The sequence below is a fragment of the Thermogutta terrifontis genome (genome assembly GCF_002277955.1).
Taxonomy (GTDB): Bacteria; Planctomycetota; Planctomycetia; order Pirellulales; family Thermoguttaceae; genus Thermogutta; species Thermogutta terrifontis.
Genome location: NZ_CP018477.1, coordinates 839,033 through 858,005, shown reverse-complemented (window position 1 = coordinate 858,005; position 18,973 = coordinate 839,033). Strand labels below are relative to the sequence as shown.

Genomic DNA, 18,973 nt, shown 5'->3' with positions numbered 1-18,973 from the left:
GTTTCACCACTCATGCCCACCACGACAAATGCAAAGCTGCGTTTTCCTATCCACTGGAGAGCATGCCTGGCGGCCTTCGCGCTGGTGGCCCTTTGCGCCGCAGCAACGGTGAGCGGGTGCGGCAGGTCAGACTCCCGCCTCGTGCTGCTTAACGTCTCTTACGACCCTACTCGAGAGCTTTACAGAGAGATCAACGCTTCATTTGCCCAATATTGGCTGGCCAAAACTGGTCAGCAGGTCGAGATCCGTCAGTCCCACGGTGGTTCCGGAAAGCAGGCACGAGCGGTGATCGACGGCCTCCAGGCTGACGTGGTGACCCTGGCCCTCGCATACGATATCGACGTCATCGCTGCCCGAACGGGCCTCATCGCCGCGAATTGGCAGGAGCGTTTGCCCCATCGCAGTTGCCCGTACGTCTCCACCATTGTTTTCCTTGTCCGAAAAGGTAATCCCAAAAACATCCAGGATTGGGAGGACCTCACCAGGCCCGACGTCGACGTGGTGACTCCCAATCCAAAGACTTCCGGCGGGGCACGATGGAATTATCTGGCAGCCTGGGGATATGCCCTCAAACGCGAGTTAGGGGATCTCTCCAAAGTGAAAAACGCCTCGTCTCCCGAGGTCCAAAAGGCCCAGGAAAAGGCGTTTGAGTTTGTGCGGGCGATTTTCTCGCGGGTGAAGGTGATGGACACGGGGGCACGCGGGGCCACCAACACCTTCATTCAGCGGGGAATTGGCGACGTGCTCATCGCCTGGGAAAACGAGGCCCTCCTGGCCACCCGGGAAGTGGGTGGGGAAAACGTCGAACTGGTGGTGCCTTCCGTGACCATTCTTGCCGAGCCCCCCGTGGCCGTTGTCGATGGCGTTGTGGACAGGAGGGGAACGCGTGCCGTGGCGGAGGCCTATTTGCAATTCCTCTACACGCCCGAGGCCCAGCGGATCATTGGGCGTCACTACTATCGGCCGGTGGATCCCACGGTAGCCCAAGAATTTGCAGACGTCTTTCGCCCCGTGGAGATGTTCACCGTGGACGACGTGTTTGGGGGCTGGGCAAAGGCCCAAAAGGAACACTTCGACGACGGTGGTACATTCGACCGCATTATGGAAGCGCAAACCTCGGTTTCGCACTGATTTGGTGGAGGAGATTTTTGGTGCCTTTTAGAGTACGGGAGAGACATCCGACGTTGCCGGGCTTTGGCCTCACGCTGGGGATCACCGTGAGCTACCTCGGCGCGATGGTCATCCTGCCCCTGGCGGCCTTCACGACGTTTCTGACCAGCGGAACCGGCTGGAGCACCCTGTGGGAACCGCGGGTTTGGTCGGCCATCCGTCTGAGCCTTGGCTCTGCCCTGGCCGCCGCGATGGTGGACGCGGTGCTCGGGTTTGTCGTCGCGTGGGTTCTTGTACGATATACATTCCCCGGCCGAGGCTTCCTCGATGCACTCGTTGATTTACCCTTTGCCCTGCCCACAGCCGTTTCTGGAATCGCCCTGACAACCCTTTTCGCTCCCGGCTCATGGCTGGGAGCGATCACGGAGCAGTGGGGCTTTTCCCTGGCCTACACGCGCTGGGGAATTCTAATCGCCATGATCTATATTGGGTTGCCATTCGTGGTGAGAACCCTTCAACCTGCCATTGCCGATCTTCCTTCGGACTGGGAAGAGGCCGCGGCAAGCCTGGGCGCCGGACCGATTGTGACATTCTGGCGGGTGACTTTTCCTTCTCTGCGACCGGCGCTGCTCACGGGCATGTCTCTGGCGTTTGCCCGGGCGGTGGGTGAGTATGGCTCCATCATCTTCATCGCAGGCAACCTTCCCCATCGCACAGAGATTGCACCACTCCTCATCGTCATCAAGCTTGAGCAGTACGACTATCACGGGGCGGCCGTCATTGCAGCGATCATGCTGCTGGCATCCCTGGGCATTCTCGTGACCATAAACGCTCTCCACAACTGGCAGTTGCGCTGGCAGGAAGGGAGCGTCGCATGAAACAGTCATTGAGGTGTCTTTCCCTCGCTCCATCGCGATCCACCTCGCCGACCAATGGTTTCACGGCGGCCAGCGCCGAGCCATCGCACCCCTATGCTGGACTTACACGGAGTTCGCCCGTTGGGATTCTTTTGCGTCTCGGTCTCATTCTGACCACGCTGCTGATCCTTGGAGTATTTCTTGTGCTCCCTCTGGTCGTCGTTTTTGCAGAGGCGTTCCGTCAGGGATGGCATGTTTACTGTGCGGCAATCAGCAATCCGGAAGCCCTGGCGGCGGTGCGGCTCAGCCTGTCAGTCACCGCACTCTGCGTTGCCATCAATACCGCGTTTGGACTGTCCGCGGCGTGGTGCCTGAGCAAATACCGCTTTTTCGGCCGCAACGCGCTGATCAGCCTTATTGATTTGCCTCTTTCCATCTCGCCGGTCGTGGTGGGGTTGCTGCTCATTCTGGTCTATGGGCAGCATGGGTGGTTGGGAGCGATTCTGGAACGCTGGGGTGTTCGGGTCATTTTCGCATTCCCGGGTATTGTTCTGGCAACCGCCTTCGTCACCCTGCCGCTTGTGGTCAGGGAAGTGAAGACCCTGATGGAAACCGAAGGGAGCGAGGAGGAAGAAGCCGCTCGACTGCTTGGCGCCAACGGCTGGCAGATCTTTTATCACGTCACGCTGCCTAAGATTCGCTGGGCGCTCCTCTACGGAGTGATTCTGTGCACCGCACGATCTCTCGGGGAATTCGGTGCGGTTTCGGTCGTTTCGGGACACATCCGCGGTTTCACTGTGACTCTGCCGCTGTATGTGGAACTCCTTTACAACGAGTACCAGTTCTCTGCCGCGTTTGCCGTTGCTTCGCTGCTCACCGGAGTAGGGCTGGTGACCCTGGTCGTGAAGACCGTCTGGCAACACCGCATCAATCGGAAGCTCAACCGCGGGCAAGATTGTCTTTTTGAGGAGGCGTCTTTCCCATGCGCATCGAAGTGATCGAAATCTCCAAAACCTTCGGCAAATTTCGCGCTCTCGATCGCGTGAATCTGACCATTCATGCGGGAGAACTCGTGGCACTGCTGGGACCTTCCGGTTCGGGAAAGACGACACTTCTGCGAATCATAGCCGGCCTGGAAGCACCCGACCCTGGCTCCGGCCGTCTGCTGTTCGATGGTAAAGACGTCACCTATCGGCCGGCGTCCCAGCGGGGAGTGGGGTTTGTATTCCAGCATTACGCACTGTTTCGGCACATGACGGTCTACGAGAATATCGCTTTTGGACTTCGCGTTCAGCGGCGGCGGCTGCGGCTTTCTCCCGGTGACATCGATGCGCGAGTGCGGGAGCTTTTGCGGCTGGTACAACTGGAGCCATTCGCCGAGCGGTATCCGCATCAACTGTCGGGTGGGCAGCGTCAGCGGGTGGCCCTGGCCCGGGCACTGGCCATCCGCCCGCAGGTACTTCTCCTGGATGAACCGTTCGGAGCCCTGGATGCCAAGGTTCGTCGGCAACTCCGCACCTGGCTGCGTGGATTGCATGACGAGATCGGTCTGACAAGCGTGTTCGTCACCCACGATCAGGACGAGGCTCTGGAGCTCGCGGACCGTGTGGTCGTCCTCAACGCTGGCCGAATCGAGCAGGTGGGCACGCCGGAAGAAGTTTATCATCAGCCGCAATCAGCGTTTGTCACCGAATTCATCGGCACCGTGAACAGGTTTCGCGGGATTCGCCGTGGTTCCCGCGTGGAATTTGGCACCTCCGAGGCCCTGTCGGCCGGAGAAGAGGTGGTGGTCTTCGTACGACCGCACGAATTCGCCCTCAGCACGATTCCTCATAAGCACGCTTTCCCGGCCGTGGTTCAGCGAATTCACACGGCGGGAGGACTGGTGAAATTGTGGCTGATGGCCCAATCGGGGGAACTTTTCCTCGCCGAAATTGATCCCCATCACCTGTCGCAACTTGCACTTGCGGAAGGGGATACTGTTTACGTGTCGGCCAGGCAACTGCGGTGCTTCACCGAAGATGGCCACCAGTACCCCCCTGCCGAACCGCTTCGTGCCGCCGTTGGTCAGTGAGCGTGGGCATCTGTGACGCAGGCAATTGACGGCGGTCCATCATCCCGGGCCCGGCATGCGGTCAGCTTGCCGCGACAAGCCGCGTCTTCACGATCCGCTGCGGAGAAGCGCGGGTCCCTGCCAGAAGAGATAATAGGCTCGGGGAACGCTCAATTCCAGCAGCCACGACCAATCCGCGCCGGCTGGTCGGATTGGGAAACGCACCGTGTCCCCGAAGAGGATGTCCGCCATGGTCGGTTCCTTTTTGTACTGGACCACCCGGACATTCTCCGGATCGAGCCCGGCCAGTTCGATCGCGCGGTCAACCGCATCTTCAAGGAACCCGATCTCGTCGATCAAGCCATCGGCCTTGGCCTGCTGGGCTGTGAACACCTGGCCGGTGGCCAACTTATCCAGTAGGGCCGCTTGTTTGCGAAAGACAGGTCGGCCGGATTTGACAATCTCTTTAAACCTTTCAAAGCTCTCGTCAACAAGCCCCTGGAAGATTTTCCGCTCTTCCTCGGTCATCGGCCGGAGAATACTCCCCATCGTCTTCAACCGATGGCTGGCCACCGAATCCTCCTGGATGCCGATTTTTTCGGCGAGCTCCGCGGCGTTGTAATGCGGGATGACCACACCGATGGAACCGGTCCAGGTTGTCGGTTCGGCGTAGATCGAGCGGGGTGTATCCCCCACGGCCATGGCCACATAATAGCCCCCACTGGCCGCGATGGCCCCCATACTCACCACCAGCGGAATGTTCCGCTTTTCTTTCATCTTCTTGAGATGGTGGTAAATGTAATCGGCGCCACTGACGGTTCCCCCCGGCGAATTAATCCGCAGCACCACCGCCTTGACCGACTCGTCCTCAATGACCTGGTCGATCTGGTCCTTCATGAACCCCCGGCCGTCCAGGATGAGGCCCTCCAGCGACATAATGACCACTTTGTCCCGGGCTGTTTTGGAATGTGAGAAATATTCCTCCCGCACTTTCGGCGTCTCGAACAGACGAAGCCCGACCATCCCCAGCAGCATCATGTTCAGAAAGGCGGAAAAAATGAGCCCCAGCAGCAACAGGACAATAACGATAATGGCCCCCACACTCCAGCGACGAACGACGATCGGAGGTTGCGGGGGAACCACCGCAGCCACGACCGGCGGAGAATTGTCGGTAGTCATGATAAATTCACCTCAATCCTGCAACGGGTTTGCTCGATGGAACCACTTTCACCTGATCAAAAATGACGCCCTGGATGAAGAACATGCAGGCTAAAACCAGCACCTCCCCGCGTTTTGCGCATCTTTATTATTTTTCCCGGTCTTGAACAGTCGTTATTGACGGCGCAACACTTCTTTCCTAACATGCGGCAAAGACACCGTGGAGTCAAGCCAACAGGGCGGCGAAGCGCGAGACTCCAGGGAACAATGGAAGGAACGGGAACCCGAAAGGGCTGTTTTCTGGAGATTTTCGCGGTTCCGCTCTGCGTACACCGTACACTACGCAATGGAGTTAAATCATCCCGTCTGAGGTGCTTTCCATGGCCGAGCATCAAAATCATGCCGCGATCACTTTGCATCCGCTAACCGCAAGGTGTGTGTGGCAGAATTGGAGAATTCGCTTTACGCTGGCCGCTTTGTGCATCGGCCTCACTCTGGTGGGATGCAGCCGGACCGACTCCGGAAGCTCCGCCCAAGAGAGCAAGGGAATATCGCAAAGCGCGGCTGAATCGGCGGGCGGGACCAGCCCTGCCAAACCACGTCTTACCCGAGCTGGTGTTCCCCCCGCCGAAAACGATGTGCTTTTACTCAGTTACCCAGACGACCCAGATACCCTCAACCCGATCACGGCATCGGATACTGTCTCCGAGGCGTTCCAATCGCGGGTGTACGAAACTCTGGCGGAACCGCGGTTTGACAATCCCGACGAGTGGGAGCCGGTGCTCGCAGAGAAATGGGAGTTCGACGAGAAAAATCTCGAATTTACCATTCACCTCCGCAAAGGGGTGAAGTGGCACCCCATGAAGTTGCCGAATGGTAAACCACTTCCCGAGGCTGAACTGACCTCCCGCGACGTCACGTTCACGTTCGATTGCGTCCTCAATCCCAATGTCGAGGCCGCCCATATTCGCAGTTATTACGAAGATCCCACCGCCACAGACGAAAGCCAGCGGTCGATGATCGAATATCGGGCGGTGGACAAGTACACCGTGAAGGTCCGGTGGAAGAAGCCCTATTTTTTGGCCAAAGAATTCACGCTGGGCGGCGTGCCGATCATTCCGCGGCACGTTTTTTCGGTGAACGCCACTGGGGAACCGATCTCTTTTGATTTCTCGTCCAAAGAGTTCGCCGACGGCTTTAACAACCACTGGGCCAACAAGATGATGTGCGGTACCGGCCCAATGATTTTCAAAGAATGGGTTTCCCAGCAGCGGCTTGTGTTGGTACGGAATCCCGATTACTGGGGGAATCCTTACTACTTCAGCGGTGTTGTCTACCGGTGTATCTCCAACCCCAACACCAACACCCAAATGCTCCTGCAAAATCAACTTGATTTCGCTGGAATCCCCGACAAAGACCAGTTTCTCCAGGCTAAGCAACATCCCAACGTTTTGGCGAAGAAAGTGAACCTGGTGGACTTTGCATATCCGGGCTACCGGTACATCGGCTACAACCTGACGAAACCGGTCTTCCGGGACAAGGAATTCCGCTGGGCTCTGGCCTACGTCATTCCCGTGGACACAATCATCGAGAAGGTCTTCCGCGGACTGGCGGAACGGACCACAGGACCTTTCCTCCCTGGCAGCAGCTCTTACGATAGCTCGCTTCCGCCCATTCCTTACGATCCAACCAAGGCCAAAGAGCTACTTACCAAGGCAGGCTGGCAGGACACGGACAATGACGGCGTGCTGGATAAAGTGATTGATGGCGTCAAGGTTCCTGCCCGCTTCGAACTCATGATCTACACCGACGCTCCCAGCTACCGACAGATCGCCGAGATTATCAAAGAGGAGTGTCGGAAAATCGGCATCGACGTCCAGATCGCGCCCACCAAGTGGAATCTGATGCTGCAAAAACTCCGCAAACGGGAGTATGAAGCAGCCATGCTGGGCTGGGCGCTCTCCTGGAAGCAGGATCCCTTCCAACTGTGGCATTCCAGCCAGGCGGAGGTTCCCGACAGTTCCAATCACGTGGCCTACCGCAACCCGGAGGTGGACAAGCTCATCGAGGAACTGCGTGTGACCATGGACGAGCAAAAACAGCACGAGCTATACAAGCAAATCCACCGACGGATTTACGAAGATCAACCCTACACTTTCCTGTTCACAGATCGGGCGACGGGAGGGTACGATACCCGGCTGCAAAACATCAAGTTTTACAAGATTCGTCCCTGCTACGACAGCCGCGAATGGTATGCGTCCCGGCCGCGTGCCGTGGGACCGTGATGCCTGGGGTGCGGGGAACGGCAACAGACGTCGGCATACATTCGTCACATCCGGCTTGACCTGCTGAGGAGAGTTCAGCGACCCGTGTGGAGTTATATTGTCCGCCGCCTTCTGCTGATGATCCCCACCTTGTTCGGGATCACGGTGGTGTCATTCTGCATCATGCAACTTGCGCCGGGAGATCCCCTTTTGATGCAGCTTGGGGCCACCGGGCTGGCCGGCCAGACCACTCAAACCCGCGAGGCGTATCTTATTCAAAAGCGGGATCTCAAGCTCGATCGGCCTCTCCTGCTTAACTTCCGGTATTTTCGCGATTATTCGCAGGCGGTGTACTGGGCCGGATACTATCGGGTAGCCAGCCAATCCCAGATCGCTGCCGAACTGGCCGTCCTGGCCCATGATCCGACGCGGCTGCCGAACGGCCACGAGCGTCTCGCGTTTCTCCGTTCGCTCGGGATTCCTCGGTTTCGCGCTCGCCTGGAAGATCCCGCGGAACATGCCCGCCTCGCCCAGGCCGTGGCGGCCTACGTGCAGGTATTCTGCGAGGACCTGGGCCATCACGGCGTCCCATTTGCCGTCCGGCTGCTCGAGTCCCCAGATGTGGATCGGCAGGTCAAAATCGGACTCATCCATGCCTTGAATTCCATGGTGGTGGAACCGTTCGTCTTTACCTATTCCGCCCGGCCAAGAGAGGAGGAAACACCGTACGTGGTCGGCGCCTGGCGGCTGTGGTGGAAGCGAACAGAATCCACCACCCGGCCTCTCAGCAGCACGGAACGTGCCGAACTGGAATCTCGTTTCCACGCCCTTTGCCAGATGTCCCAAACTCAGCTCCTTGAAGAGCTCGATTACCTCGATCCGCAAACAGTTCGTTTCTTCGCGGAAAAACTTCTGGGTGATTCGACACTTCGGGAAAAATTCGTGGCCAGCCTGGCCCTGCGACGGCTGGTCCGCGAGCCGCTTCGGCTGGATGTGCCCGCCGATGCTCCCGAGTCCCTCGTGGAGGAAGTGGCGGAAAACTGGATCGCCCATTATGAGCTTTACCGGCAGCGCTACGAGCCGCCTTTTCTCCTTCGAGTGGCCTACGTGTTCACAGATACTCAGTATGCCCACATGGTGTGGCGTCTGGTCACGTTCCAGTTCGGTCGGTCGGCCACCAAAACCCGGGAACCCGTGGCCACCAAGATCTGGAATGCGGTGATCGTCTCGGCGCCGCTCATACTGATGGCCGAGCTGGTCACCTACCTGATCGCCATCCCCGCCGGGATCATTGCCGCTGTCAAACGCAACACCCTGACGGATCGCGCGATCAGTCTGACGCTTTTTCTTCTTTATTCCATCCCGTCCTTTGTTGCCGCCATGTTACTGTTGCTCTTTTTTTGCTACGGGGATTATCTCAAATGGTTTCCCATGATTGGGTTGCACTCCCAAGGTGCGGAAAACTTTTCCTGGCCACGATACCTTCTGGACTACCTCTGGCATGCTTTCCTGCCTGTTATGTGTCTGTCGCTTTTCAGTCTGGCGGGGCTGGCGATGTATGCTCGGACGAGCATGCTGGAGGTCATCTCGCAGGACTATATCCGTACTGCTCGGGCCAAAGGGCTTTCCGAATTTACCGTGATCTTCAAGCACGCTTTGCGGAACGCGCTCATTCCCATTCTCACGTTGTTTTCCAGCTTTTTGCCCGCGCTTTTGGGCGGGAGCGTTCTTGTCGAGTACATCTTTGGAATACACGGAATGGGTCGTCTGAGCTGGGAATCCATAGAACAGAAAGACTATCCCACGCTGATGGCGCTCATCTATATCGACGCCATTATCGTTCTATTGAGCATCCTTTTGACGGACATTCTCTACGTGCTGGTGGATCCGCGGATTACCTTTTCCGCTCAGGGTGAGGAGAAATGACCTCCGGTCAGTCCTACTGGCAAATTGTGTGGAAACAGTTCCGCAAGAACCCGTTTTCGGTAGGGTCTTTGTGGGTTCTGGCGGTGCTCTTTCTGATTGCCATTTTCGCCCCCGTCCTGGCCTGCAATATTCCGTTTTACTACCACGACGAGCGCGGGACGGCCTGGCCGTGGTTCCGCGCACTCTTCAATCCCGAGGAAACGGTGGACTACTGGTTCAACCTGGCGATGGTGGCCTTTTTCCCCTGGCTGATTGGCGTGGTCATCCACGCTCTTCGCTACCGTCGCCGTTATCCGGAGAAGCTGCTTCCTGTGGGAAAGTACGCCGCGGTCTACGCCCTGGCCATTCTGGGACTTGGCGGCATTTTCATGATTCCCGGCGTCCGCCCCGACAATCGCTACCGTGCCCGAACATTCCCGGAAGAGGAGTTTGCCCGTCAGGGGACAGCTCGGGCTGTGTATCCCCTGATTCCTTTCGGGCCGACCGAGCAGGATATGGACTCCCCCGTCAAACCCCCGTTTTACCGCAAGCCGCGGTTCACAACAAATCCCAACACCGGGGAGCAAGTCCTGTTCTGGCGAAAGAGCAACGATGGCTTTCCTCACATTTTGGGCACAGACGACGTGGGCCGGGATGTCCTCGTGAGGATGATCTACGGTCTGCGGATTTCCCTCACAGTTGGTTTCGTGGCGGTGGGCATTTACATGGTCATTGGGATCGTGTTGGGGGCTATTGCGGGCTATTATGGTGGGTTCGTGGACATCCTCATCTCGCGTATCATCGAGGTGATCATGCTGTTTCCGGCATTCTTTTTGATCCTGACTCTCGTGGGTCTGTTGGGCCAGAGCATTTACATCATCATGGTGGTGATCGGATTGACCGGTTGGCCGACCGTCGCCCGGCTGATTCGGGGCGAGGTCCTGAAACAGCGAAATCTTGACTATGTTGCGGCCGCCCGAGCGACTGGCGCGACGAACCTCCGCGTGCTGTTCTGGCACGTGTTGCCGAATTCGCTTTCCCCGGCGATGGTCGCCGCCCCCTTCGGGATTGCAGGCGCCATCATCACCGAGGCGGGGTTAAGTCTGCTGGGTTTTGGCGTCCGCCTCCCTGCCCCAAGCTGGGGCTTGCTTCTCCGCCAGGGAAGTGAGAACTATCACTACTGGTGGCTGGTGGTCTTCCCCTCGCTGGCGATGTTTATTACCGTGACGGCCTTCAACCTGGTGGGTAACGGACTTCGCGACGCCATGGATCCCCGACTGCGCATTTAGCGTCTGCGGCGGAATAGGAAATGGCCCACCGCACGAGTTTGCCGATAAGTGCCGAGAAATAAACGCGACAGACTGCACGAGATACGATTCATGCCCGTTTCTGCCCAATCCGAAAACATGCAGAGTCAAACGACACGGCTGGATCCCCTGCTCCGGGTGGAGAACCTCCGCACATACTTCTTCACCGAGGAAGCCACTCTCCGCGCCGTGGATGACGTCTCGCTGGAGATATATCCGGGACGAACGCTGGGGCTGGTCGGTGAATCGGGGTGCGGCAAGTCGGTGACCGCCCTGTCGATCATGCGGCTGGTGGCGCCGCCCGGCCAAATCGTCGGCGGCAAGATCACCTACCACGATGAAGACGGCGTCCGCGTCCTCACCCAACTCAGTGAGCCAGAGATGCGGAAAGTGCGGGGCGGCAAAATTGCCATGATCTTTCAGGAGCCGATGACTTCCCTCAACCCGGTTTTCACGGTGGGCTCCCAGATCCTGGAGGCGATCCGACTCCACCACCGCGAAGAGGGAAACCGCGGCGGCCGAATCTCCGCGGAACGTGCCAAACAATTGATGATTGACTCACTCAAGCAGGTGGGGATTCCCGACGCGGAAAAACGCTGGCGGGACTACCCGCACCAGTTTTCTGGGGGGATGCGGCAGCGCGTGATGATCGCCATGGCCCTGGCGTGCCGGCCAAAACTGCTCATCGCCGACGAACCCACCACGGCCCTGGACGTCACCATTCAGGCTCAGATTTTGGAGCTTCTTCGAGAAATTCAGCAGAAGCAACGAATGGCCATCCTCATCATCACCCACGATCTGGGGGTGGTCGCGGAGCTGGCACACGAGGTGGCGGTCATGTACGCCTCCAAAATTGTGGAGCGGGCTCCCGTGGAAACCCTGTTCACGCAGCCGCTCCACCCATACACGGTGGGCCTTCTCCGATCGCGTCCCCGCCTGGGAGAAGATAAAGGGAAAAAGCTGGCCACCATCAAGGGGAATGTCCCCAATCCCAAGGATTTCCCGCCCGGTTGCAAGTTTCATCCCCGCTGCGATTACTGTCAGGAGATTTGCCGGCAGCAGGAACCAGAACTCCGCGTCCTGGCCCCCGGCCACTGGGTGCGGTGTCACTTTGCTGGGGAACTTTCGTTCGACGACGTTCCGACCAATCGAAACAATGGCTGACCAGATCCTCCTTCACGTTCGTCACCTCAAGAAGTACTTTCCCAAGCGGGAAGGGCTGCTTTCCCGTATCACGCGCTACACCCGGGCAGTGGACGACGTCTCGTTTGCCATCCGCAAGGGCGAGACGCTCGGCCTGGTGGGCGAATCGGGTTGCGGTAAGACAACCCTCGGCCGAACGATCCTCCGCCTCATCGAACCGACCAGCGGGGACATTTTTTTTGCTGGACGGAATATTGTGACCTGCCGCGGTCCCGAACTTCGCAACCTCCGGCGGTTCATGCAAATCGTGTTTCAGGATCCATTCAGCTCCCTCAATCCACGAATGACCATCGGCAGCATCGTCGAGGAAGGGCTCATCGTCCATCCCGACTTACTTCAGGAGAAGAAAAAGGACGATCCGTCCGCGGTTCCCCAGCGGCTGTCGCAGGCGGAACAGCAGCGAAGACGCCGGGAACTGGTGGCCGCCATCCTCCGCGAAGTCGGACTCGATCCCGACATGATGACACGCTATCCGCACGAACTGTCCGGGGGACAACGCCAGCGAGTGAGCATCGCCCGGGCGCTTGTCCTTCGACCGGACTTCGTCGTCCTTGACGAGCCGCTCTCCGCCCTGGATGTGTCCATCCAGTCGCAAATCATCAATTTGCTGGTCGAATTGCGAGAAAAACGTCACCTCACGTATCTCTTTATTTCCCACGATTTGTCCGTGGTGGAATACCTTTCCGACCGCGTGGCGGTGATGTACCTGGGCGAGATCGTGGAGCTTGCCGACAGCCGACGACTGTATGCCGAACCTCTCCATCCCTACACGCAGGCGCTCCTGTCAGCGATTCCGACGATGGATCCGAAGAGCGGCCGACAGCGGATCATTCTGGAAGGCGATCCGCCGAGTCCCGACAATCCTCCGGCGGGTTGTCGCTTTCATCCACGGTGTCCTCGCCGGATGGATATCTGTCGCACGGAACCTCCGCGGATTCTGAATCTCGGCGGCCACTACGTTCGATGTCATGCCGTGGAGAAGGACCTGGCGGGTCGTGGCGAATTTGTCGAGGAAATGGACGCCCCTGAAACCACGGTCAGTGGCCCCGCGGCGACGCGCTGAAAAGCAACCGGGAAGGCTCCGGAAAGGCTTGATTGGCCCCGATTTCGGCCTTGTGCTTTTTCGCCGCGTCTCCCGTTCGGTACGCCCTGGGGCCTGCACGCCGTTTTCGCGGTCAGGCTCTTTTTTACCCCCTTTTCACTGGGCGGTAATTGAATACGATACGGTTATTGAAGGAAATCCTGCGTCGTCGCGGAGTTGTGGTGGTTCGGCCAGGGAGAAAGTCGGTCCCAACGAGGCGGCAGACTCGACACCTCCGGGTTGGCTGCTGGACGCAGCTTTCCCTTGGAACCCCGAACTGATAACCGGTCAACCGCGGGTGTTTTTTCTTGAACGATGAGGGAGAGGTTCGAGAATCATTTCACCAATCCAAACGGCCATTTCGACAAAGTCATTCCAGACCCTTGGACCAGGGAGAGGGGGACCACGCCCATGCTGCAACTCGATGCCCAAGCACGCCGGTGGACGGTGGCCGATGCCGAGGAGCTCTATGAGGTCCGGAGCTGGGGTAAGGGGTATTTCTCCGTCAACGCCGCTGGGCATGTCTGCGTGCACCCGGAAAAAGACCCCAAGCGCTCCATCGACCTCAAACACCTCGTCGATCGCTTGGTCGTTCGCGGCATCCAGACTCCGGTTCTGCTCCGGTTCGGGGGCATTCTCAAGCACCGTCTGGGAGAGATCAAGAACGCTTTCAGCGATGCGATCCGCGACCACAACTACACCGGCGGATACCACCTCGTTTACCCCATTAAGGTGAATCAGCAGCGGCAGGTGGTGGAAGAGATTCTCCGTTACGGAGCCCCCTACAAGTTCGGGTTGGAAGCTGGCAGTAAACCCGAATTGCTGGCGGTCATCGCCCTCGCCGATAACGACACCCCCATCGTCTGCAATGGATTCAAGGACGCCCGGTTCATCGAAACGGCCATGCTGGCCCAAAAGATGGGCCGCAACATCTTCCTGGTCGTGGAAAAATACACTGACCTAGAGTTGATCCTGCGTTATGCGCGGGAGGTGGGCGTTCGCCCGAATATCGGTGTCCGTGTCAAACTGGCGGCGATGGGTTCCGGTCGATGGCAATCTTCGGGGGGCCATCGTTCCAAATTCGGCCTGACGGTGAGCGAAATCCTGCGGGCCTTGCGGGAGCTGAAAGAGCACGAGATGGCCGACTGCTTCAAGCTCCTTCACTTTCATCTGGGAAGCCAGATCACGAACATCCGCCACATCAAGGCCGCCCTTACCGAAGGTGCCCGAGTTTACGCCGATCTCTACAAGCAGGGCGCCGGCTTGCAGTATCTGGATGTGGGCGGCGGACTGGGTGTGGATTACGACGGCTCCCAGACCACCTTTGAGTCCAGCGTCAATTACACCCTGGAAGAATACGCGAACGACGTGGTCTACCACATCCAGCACGTGTGCGATGACGCGGGTGTACCGCATCCCACGATTTTCTCCGAAAGCGGTCGGGCCGTCGTCGCCTACAACAGTGTTCTGGTTTTCAATGTGCTGGGGGTTGCCGATCGCGGTGAAAATGGAATTCCCGAGAAAATCCCCGAGGATGCGGAGCAGTGTCTGCACGACCTCCTGCAAACGTACGAAGCCCTCAATGTCCGCAATTTGCTGGAAAGCTTCCACGACGCGCAGGAAGCTCTGGAGAACACGATCAATCTCTTCAATAATGGCTACATGTCGCTTGAAGAACGGGCCTTCGCTGAGAACATTTACTGGGCCATCTGCCGCAAGATTTACCGGCTGATGCAGCATTTGGACTACGTTCCCGAGGAACTGGAAGTGCTGGAATCCCTGCTCAGCGAAACGTACTTCTGCAATTTTTCACTCTTTCAATCCCTGCCGGATAGCTGGGCCATCAAACAGCTCTTTCCCATCATGCCCATTCACCGTCTGACAGAACAACCGACGCGCCGCGGCATCCTGGCAGACATCACCTGCGACTCCGACGGCAAAATCGACCGTTTCATTGATCGGCATGATGTCAAGCGATCGCTGCCACTCCACGAGTTCCGTGGCGAGCCGTATTACATCGGTGTCTTCCTCGTGGGGGCGTATCAGGAGATTCTCGGCGATCTCCACAATCTGTTCGGTGATACCAATGCCGTCCACGTCGGACTCGATGAAGACGGCGACGTCGTGGTGGAGACGGTGATCAACGGCGATACTGTTCGCGAAGTGCTCTCCTACGTGGAATTCGATCCCAACACCCTTGTGGTTCGGCTGAGAAACAGCCTCGAAGAAGCGATTCGGCGAGGCCGCATCGACGATCGCCAGGCCGGAAGATTGCTGCGTTTCTATGAGTCCGGACTGGAAGGGTACACGTATCTGGAAAATCCAGCCGAATAACCCAGCCCGCGGCATCGTCGGCCGGGCTTGCAATGGGCTTTGTCACACGGGGAAAAACACAACGTGCTGGCTTCATGAGGGAAATCGCCATGAAGGATACCATCTTTAGCCTTGCGGGGCGTACTGCCTTGATCACGGGAGCGAGTCGCGGCATCGGTCGGGCCATCGCCCAGGTTTTCGCCCAGGCGGGTGCCGACCTCTTCATCTGCAGCCGCACGGAAGAGGCCATCCGCAAGACGGCCGAGGAGCTTTCGCAGAGCACCGGGCAGCGAGTGGAATGGCTGGCTGCCGATGTTGCCCGACGCGAGGACACCGATCGCCTCGCGGCCGAGGCCCTCGCCCGCATGGGGCATATCGACATCCTGATCAATAACGCGGGCTGGAATATTCCCCAGGCCATCGACGAAATTCAGGATAAAGACTGGGACTACCTCGTGGAGCTCAATCTGACCAATGCCATGCGTCTAACCCGGGCGCTGGTTCCCAAAATGAAGGAACGTCGCTGGGGAAGGATCATCCACATGTCCTCCATGATGGCGCTTGCCAGCACCGCGAAGCGCAATGCCTATTCGGCGACCAAGGCGGCGCTGGTGGGAATGGCCAAAGCGAGCGCCCTCGACCTGGGACCGTTCAACATCACGGTCAACTGTATTGCGCCCGGTCCCATCGCCACGGAAATGCCGATGACCCTGCTCAGCAAGGAACAGCAGGAGCAAATCGTTTCCCGCACGGCCCTGGGTCGGTGGGGACAGCCCGAGGAAGTCGCCTGGCCCACCCTGCTTTTGGCAAGCGAAGCCGGCCGGTACATCACCGGGCAGGTTATCGTGGTGGATGGTGGTTGCCTGGCGCGAATCTTTTGATGCAGTCTTTGAATCGCCACGCAGCGGCCCACCTTCGTAAACCATCCCGCGACCTGATGCGGCCCAATTTTTAGTTTCCCATGAGATGCCACGGCCCAACGTTCGGTAGGGGCAATTTGTGAATTGTTCCTACCGTTTGACGAGAGTTGCGGCCCCGTGGGTGAAACTGGCTACGCCGTCGTCGGAATGTTGGCCTGACAAGGAGCTCCCTCCGGGCTGAATCTTGCTCCCAGGCGGAGGCCCATGGACGGCCGCGTTCCCAGAGGTTAAGTGGAAATGCATCACCCGCTTACGTTCGGGCGGTTATTCAGCCCGGCGGTTGAATTTTGCCCCCGCGCCGCTATTTGATCCCCGCCACCTGACAGGCGAACTTGAGCCCATCGACCGCCGTCTTGCCGTAGAAATCGCAGCCGGCATTTTTGGCGAGAAGCTCACTCGCTGCGGCCCCGCCCACCATGATGGCCACCTGATCCCGCAGCCCGGCCTCGCGAATTGCATTGACCGTGGCGGTCACCGACGGATAACACGTGGTGAGAAGAAGACTCATTCCCACCACGGAGGGCCGGTGCTCTCGGATGGCCTGGACAAATCGCTCGGGCGGCACGTCCACGCCCAGATCGATGACCTCAAATCCCGCCCCGCGCAACATCATGACCACAATGTCTTTTCCAATATCGTGAACGTCGTGCTGAACGGTGCCCATCACCGCCTTCGCCCGCAGTCCGGCGGCCCCCCCTTTCACGTCCCGGGTGAGATGGGGGCCAAGCTCGGCCATGATGTTCTTCATGATCAGACCGCCGAACATGAGGTCCGGAAGAAAGCATTCCTCCCGGGCAAAGCGATTTCCCAGTTCCAGCATCCCCTCGTTACACTGCGCGAGGATCTCCTGAGCCGGTACACCCGCGGCAAGCTGCTCCCGAATAAGCCGCATTGCCGTCGCCTCATCACACCACGCGATCGCCTCGGCAAGCGTTTTTTCGCTCATTATCTCGATCCCCTGAGAACGCGGGGGCGGGCCATCTCCCCTCACCCAATTCCCCCGTTATCACGGCTTTTCCACCAGAGCTTTCCAAAACTCTTTTTCGGCATGGATTAAAATGACAGCAACACCTGCCAGATATACGTGTAGCCAAGCGCGTCGATATTCTCCCAGATTCTCTTGACTAATTCCTCATCGCCCTTTATCTCGCCCAATTCGCGGCGTTTCTCATCCCACGGAATGCACGTTCCAGGCGGGCGAACCCCACAACCCGGTTGCGTGGACACATCCTTCTCGCGCGTTTCGTCTACCATGGCAGATCTCCCTCATGAGCACTCCACCGACCGTTATTCGTGATTCTCCGCGACTCGGCAAAGTGTTCCTCGTTTAATGTAATTTAGCAGACCATAACCTCGTGCGATGATACAAGTCCCGCAACTATATCAGTTAGATGAATTTCTTTTCATCCATCGGCTATTATTGTCGATGCAGCAATCGGCCCGCTTTTTACTGAATGCGTTCCGCCGAAATAGACTCGATACTCAATATACCCCGTATTCGCGGGTGAACTCTGTCATGGCCCGAACGTTTTCTATCTTGGCATCATTCTGCATGATAGCGCTGGCATCCATGATATAGCCACCATCACGCGCTACGCCATCAATGACCTTCTTGCAATACTCGCGCACATCCTGCGGAGTGCCAAAAGCCAGTAAGTCATTCGGAATACCGCCGCTGATACAAAATTTGTGCCCCACTGCCTTATACACCTCAAAAATATCTCCCCGATCAACATGATAGACAATGCTTAAATCGGGGAGTTGTGCGATATATTTCAAATTGGGATTCCATTCCCCTTCGGCATAGAACAGCACCTGGTAACCTTCCGCCCAGAGGGATTCGATAATCCACTTTAACGTTGGCCAGTAAAAGCGTTCAAATTGCTGTGGCGAAAGAAATGGCACGCATCCACGATGCATCCACAGGCCGATGGGAACATTTTTCTGTGGATCGGCACCGGATTTGGCCACGTGGAGAAGGTGCGGGGCAAGGGCTTCGCAGGCCTTGAGCACTTTGTCCGGCTGGCGATAGAGGTCCAGACACAATCCCTTATACCCACGCAGCTTGTCGGCAAGGATATCGAAAGGTGCCTTGAGGATCCCCGAGATGGCCGAGACCGTACCTGTTTCCCGCCGCAATCGTTCCACCTGTCGCCCCAGCGCGTTGAAGTAATCAAGCATCGCCATGGCACCCAGCACGAATGACATGTTGTTGCGAAATGTGTTAGGCTGGCCGGGCGCAACCACGTCCCGAGATACCCGCGGCAACCACACGTTGTAAAGGTAGCCCGTCGGATCTTCTATGAGCGCGTCATACTCGTCGGGACGCATCCAGGCGTTTTCTTCAGGCGGTTCCAAATACTGAAAGGGAACATCCGCAGGAAGATCGACGCCAGGGACGGCATAATACCGCAGGTTGATCGCCTGGACGAGCCCCGTCCAAACGTAGACCATATTGGGCACCACGGCGTCCCAATCGAAGTCCGCCGCACACCGAATCACGGCGTCGAAGGCCTTCTGATAATCGTGGGTCACTTCCTGGATCGTGTAGCCCGCATAGACCGCCGTGAACTCCGCCACGAACGGCCGGATCGGAATGCGGTCCGGCTTGCCCTTGCGCATGGCCGTCACATAGCGACGGAGCCGTTCCTGATACCGCTGCTCCATGGGATCCAGTTCGGCCATTCTTCCCTCCCGAAACCAGAGATTCCGCGCGGACGCGCTCCCCCTATGTCGGCGCAGATTGCCTCCACTTGCTCGATGGCAAGAACGCCCTTCAAACCCCTCCGAGGACGATTCCTG

The 18,973-nt window shown here is 58.0% G+C and carries 15 protein-coding genes; 11 read left to right on the top strand and 4 right to left on the bottom strand.

What is annotated here, in order from left to right; genetic code table 11:
• Window positions 1-12 precede the first annotated feature (12 nt).
• Genes THTE_RS03130 through THTE_RS03115 form a run of 4 tightly spaced genes read left to right on the top strand, consistent with a single transcriptional unit; the run spans window position 13 to window position 4,041 of the window.
• Window positions 13-1,131 carry a sulfate ABC transporter substrate-binding protein gene (locus THTE_RS03130; RefSeq protein ID WP_095414070.1) on the top strand — a complete coding sequence of 373 codons (1,119 nt, stop codon included), beginning with the start codon at window positions 13-15 and terminating at the stop codon, window positions 1,129-1,131.
• A gap of 20 nt (window positions 1,132-1,151) precedes the next feature.
• A complete protein-coding gene (gene cysT, locus THTE_RS03125; protein WP_095414069.1) occupies window positions 1,152-1,988 on the top strand; it encodes a sulfate ABC transporter permease subunit CysT in 837 nt (278 codons plus the stop codon).
• Window positions 1,985-2,965, top strand: a complete 981-nt coding sequence (gene cysW, locus THTE_RS03120; protein ID WP_095414068.1) for a sulfate ABC transporter permease subunit CysW — start codon at window positions 1,985-1,987, stop codon at window positions 2,963-2,965. Before cysT ends, cysW begins: the two co-directional genes overlap by 4 nt.
• A complete protein-coding gene (locus tag THTE_RS03115) occupies window positions 2,950-4,041 on the top strand; it encodes a sulfate/molybdate ABC transporter ATP-binding protein (RefSeq protein WP_095414067.1) in 1,092 nt (363 codons plus the stop codon). Before cysW ends, THTE_RS03115 begins: the two co-directional genes overlap by 16 nt.
• Window positions 4,042-4,128: 87 nt before the next feature.
• Here THTE_RS03115 and sppA read toward each other — a convergent pair whose 3' ends face one another.
• Window positions 4,129-5,199, bottom strand: coding sequence for a signal peptide peptidase SppA (sppA, locus tag THTE_RS03110; protein WP_095414066.1), 1,071 nt, complete (start codon window positions 5,197-5,199; stop codon window positions 4,129-4,131).
• Window positions 5,200-5,558: 359 nt separating this feature from the next.
• Here sppA and THTE_RS03105 point away from each other — a divergent pair, with 359 nt between their 5' ends.
• The 7 genes from THTE_RS03105 to THTE_RS03070 all read left to right on the top strand — a co-directional run bounded on the left by THTE_RS03105 (window position 5,559) and on the right by THTE_RS03070 (window position 16,132).
• On the top strand, window positions 5,559-7,463 hold the full coding sequence (locus THTE_RS03105; protein ID WP_095414065.1) for a peptide-binding protein: 1,905 nt from the start codon (window positions 5,559-5,561) through the stop codon (window positions 7,461-7,463).
• A gap of 84 nt (window positions 7,464-7,547) precedes the next feature.
• Window positions 7,548-9,368 carry an ABC transporter permease subunit gene (locus THTE_RS03100; protein WP_095414064.1) on the top strand — a complete coding sequence of 607 codons (1,821 nt, stop codon included), beginning with the start codon at window positions 7,548-7,550 and terminating at the stop codon, window positions 9,366-9,368.
• Window positions 9,365-10,636, top strand: coding sequence for an ABC transporter permease (locus tag THTE_RS03095; RefSeq protein ID WP_095414063.1), 1,272 nt, complete (start codon window positions 9,365-9,367; stop codon window positions 10,634-10,636). The genes THTE_RS03100 and THTE_RS03095 overlap by 4 nt, the downstream gene beginning before the upstream one ends.
• A 90-nt stretch (window positions 10,637-10,726) precedes the next feature.
• A complete protein-coding gene (locus THTE_RS03090) occupies window positions 10,727-11,818 on the top strand; it encodes an ABC transporter ATP-binding protein (RefSeq protein WP_207651765.1) in 1,092 nt (363 codons plus the stop codon).
• The gene (locus THTE_RS03085; RefSeq protein ID WP_095414062.1) at window positions 11,811-12,920 is read left to right on the top strand and encodes an ABC transporter ATP-binding protein; all 1,110 of its coding nucleotides are present in this window, start codon (window positions 11,811-11,813) and stop codon (window positions 12,918-12,920) included. Before THTE_RS03090 ends, THTE_RS03085 begins: the two co-directional genes overlap by 8 nt.
• A gap of 429 nt (window positions 12,921-13,349) precedes the next feature.
• A complete protein-coding gene (gene speA / locus THTE_RS03075) occupies window positions 13,350-15,272 on the top strand; it encodes a biosynthetic arginine decarboxylase (protein ID WP_095414060.1) in 1,923 nt (640 codons plus the stop codon).
• An 89-nt stretch (window positions 15,273-15,361) separates the two neighbouring features.
• The gene (locus tag THTE_RS03070; RefSeq protein WP_095414059.1) at window positions 15,362-16,132 is read left to right on the top strand and encodes an SDR family NAD(P)-dependent oxidoreductase; all 771 of its coding nucleotides are present in this window, start codon (window positions 15,362-15,364) and stop codon (window positions 16,130-16,132) included.
• A gap of 340 nt (window positions 16,133-16,472) precedes the next feature.
• Here the strand turns inward: THTE_RS03070 and THTE_RS03065 are convergent, their stop codons facing one another.
• From THTE_RS03065 to THTE_RS03055, 3 genes are all read right to left on the bottom strand, one after another.
• The gene (locus THTE_RS03065) at window positions 16,473-17,117 is read right to left on the bottom strand and encodes a cobalamin B12-binding domain-containing protein (protein ID WP_095414058.1); all 645 of its coding nucleotides are present in this window, start codon (window positions 17,115-17,117) and stop codon (window positions 16,473-16,475) included.
• A 107-nt stretch (window positions 17,118-17,224) separates the two neighbouring features.
• Entirely contained in the window at window positions 17,225-17,425 is a 201-nt protein-coding gene (locus THTE_RS03060; protein ID WP_095414057.1) for a hypothetical protein, read from the bottom strand.
• Window positions 17,426-17,653: 228 nt separating this feature from the next.
• The gene (locus THTE_RS03055) at window positions 17,654-18,856 is read right to left on the bottom strand and encodes a uroporphyrinogen decarboxylase family protein (protein WP_207651764.1); all 1,203 of its coding nucleotides are present in this window, start codon (window positions 18,854-18,856) and stop codon (window positions 17,654-17,656) included.
• Window positions 18,857-18,973: the final 117 nt, after the last annotated feature.

Coding starts and splice junctions, on each gene's coding strand:
- THTE_RS03060 (WP_095414057.1), bottom strand. CDS start 17,425: ATGGTAGACGAAACGCGCGAGAAGGATGTGTCCACGCAACCGGGTTGT.
- THTE_RS03090 (WP_207651765.1), top strand. CDS start 10,727: ATGCCCGTTTCTGCCCAATCCGAAAACATGCAGAGTCAAACGACACGG.
- sppA (WP_095414066.1), bottom strand. CDS start 5,199: ATGACTACCGACAATTCTCCGCCGGTCGTGGCTGCGGTGGTTCCCCCG.
- THTE_RS03055 (WP_207651764.1), bottom strand. CDS start 18,856: ATGGCCGAACTGGATCCCATGGAGCAGCGGTATCAGGAACGGCTCCGT.
- THTE_RS03105 (WP_095414065.1), top strand. CDS start 5,559: ATGGCCGAGCATCAAAATCATGCCGCGATCACTTTGCATCCGCTAACC.
- THTE_RS03085 (WP_095414062.1), top strand. CDS start 11,811: ATGGCTGACCAGATCCTCCTTCACGTTCGTCACCTCAAGAAGTACTTT.
- cysW (WP_095414068.1), top strand. CDS start 1,985: ATGAAACAGTCATTGAGGTGTCTTTCCCTCGCTCCATCGCGATCCACC.
- THTE_RS03115 (WP_095414067.1), top strand. CDS start 2,950: ATGCGCATCGAAGTGATCGAAATCTCCAAAACCTTCGGCAAATTTCGC.
- THTE_RS03070 (WP_095414059.1), top strand. CDS start 15,362: ATGAAGGATACCATCTTTAGCCTTGCGGGGCGTACTGCCTTGATCACG.
- THTE_RS03065 (WP_095414058.1), bottom strand. CDS start 17,117: ATGAGCGAAAAAACGCTTGCCGAGGCGATCGCGTGGTGTGATGAGGCG.
- THTE_RS03095 (WP_095414063.1), top strand. CDS start 9,365: ATGACCTCCGGTCAGTCCTACTGGCAAATTGTGTGGAAACAGTTCCGC.
- speA (WP_095414060.1), top strand. CDS start 13,350: ATGCTGCAACTCGATGCCCAAGCACGCCGGTGGACGGTGGCCGATGCC.
- THTE_RS03130 (WP_095414070.1), top strand. CDS start 13: ATGCCCACCACGACAAATGCAAAGCTGCGTTTTCCTATCCACTGGAGA.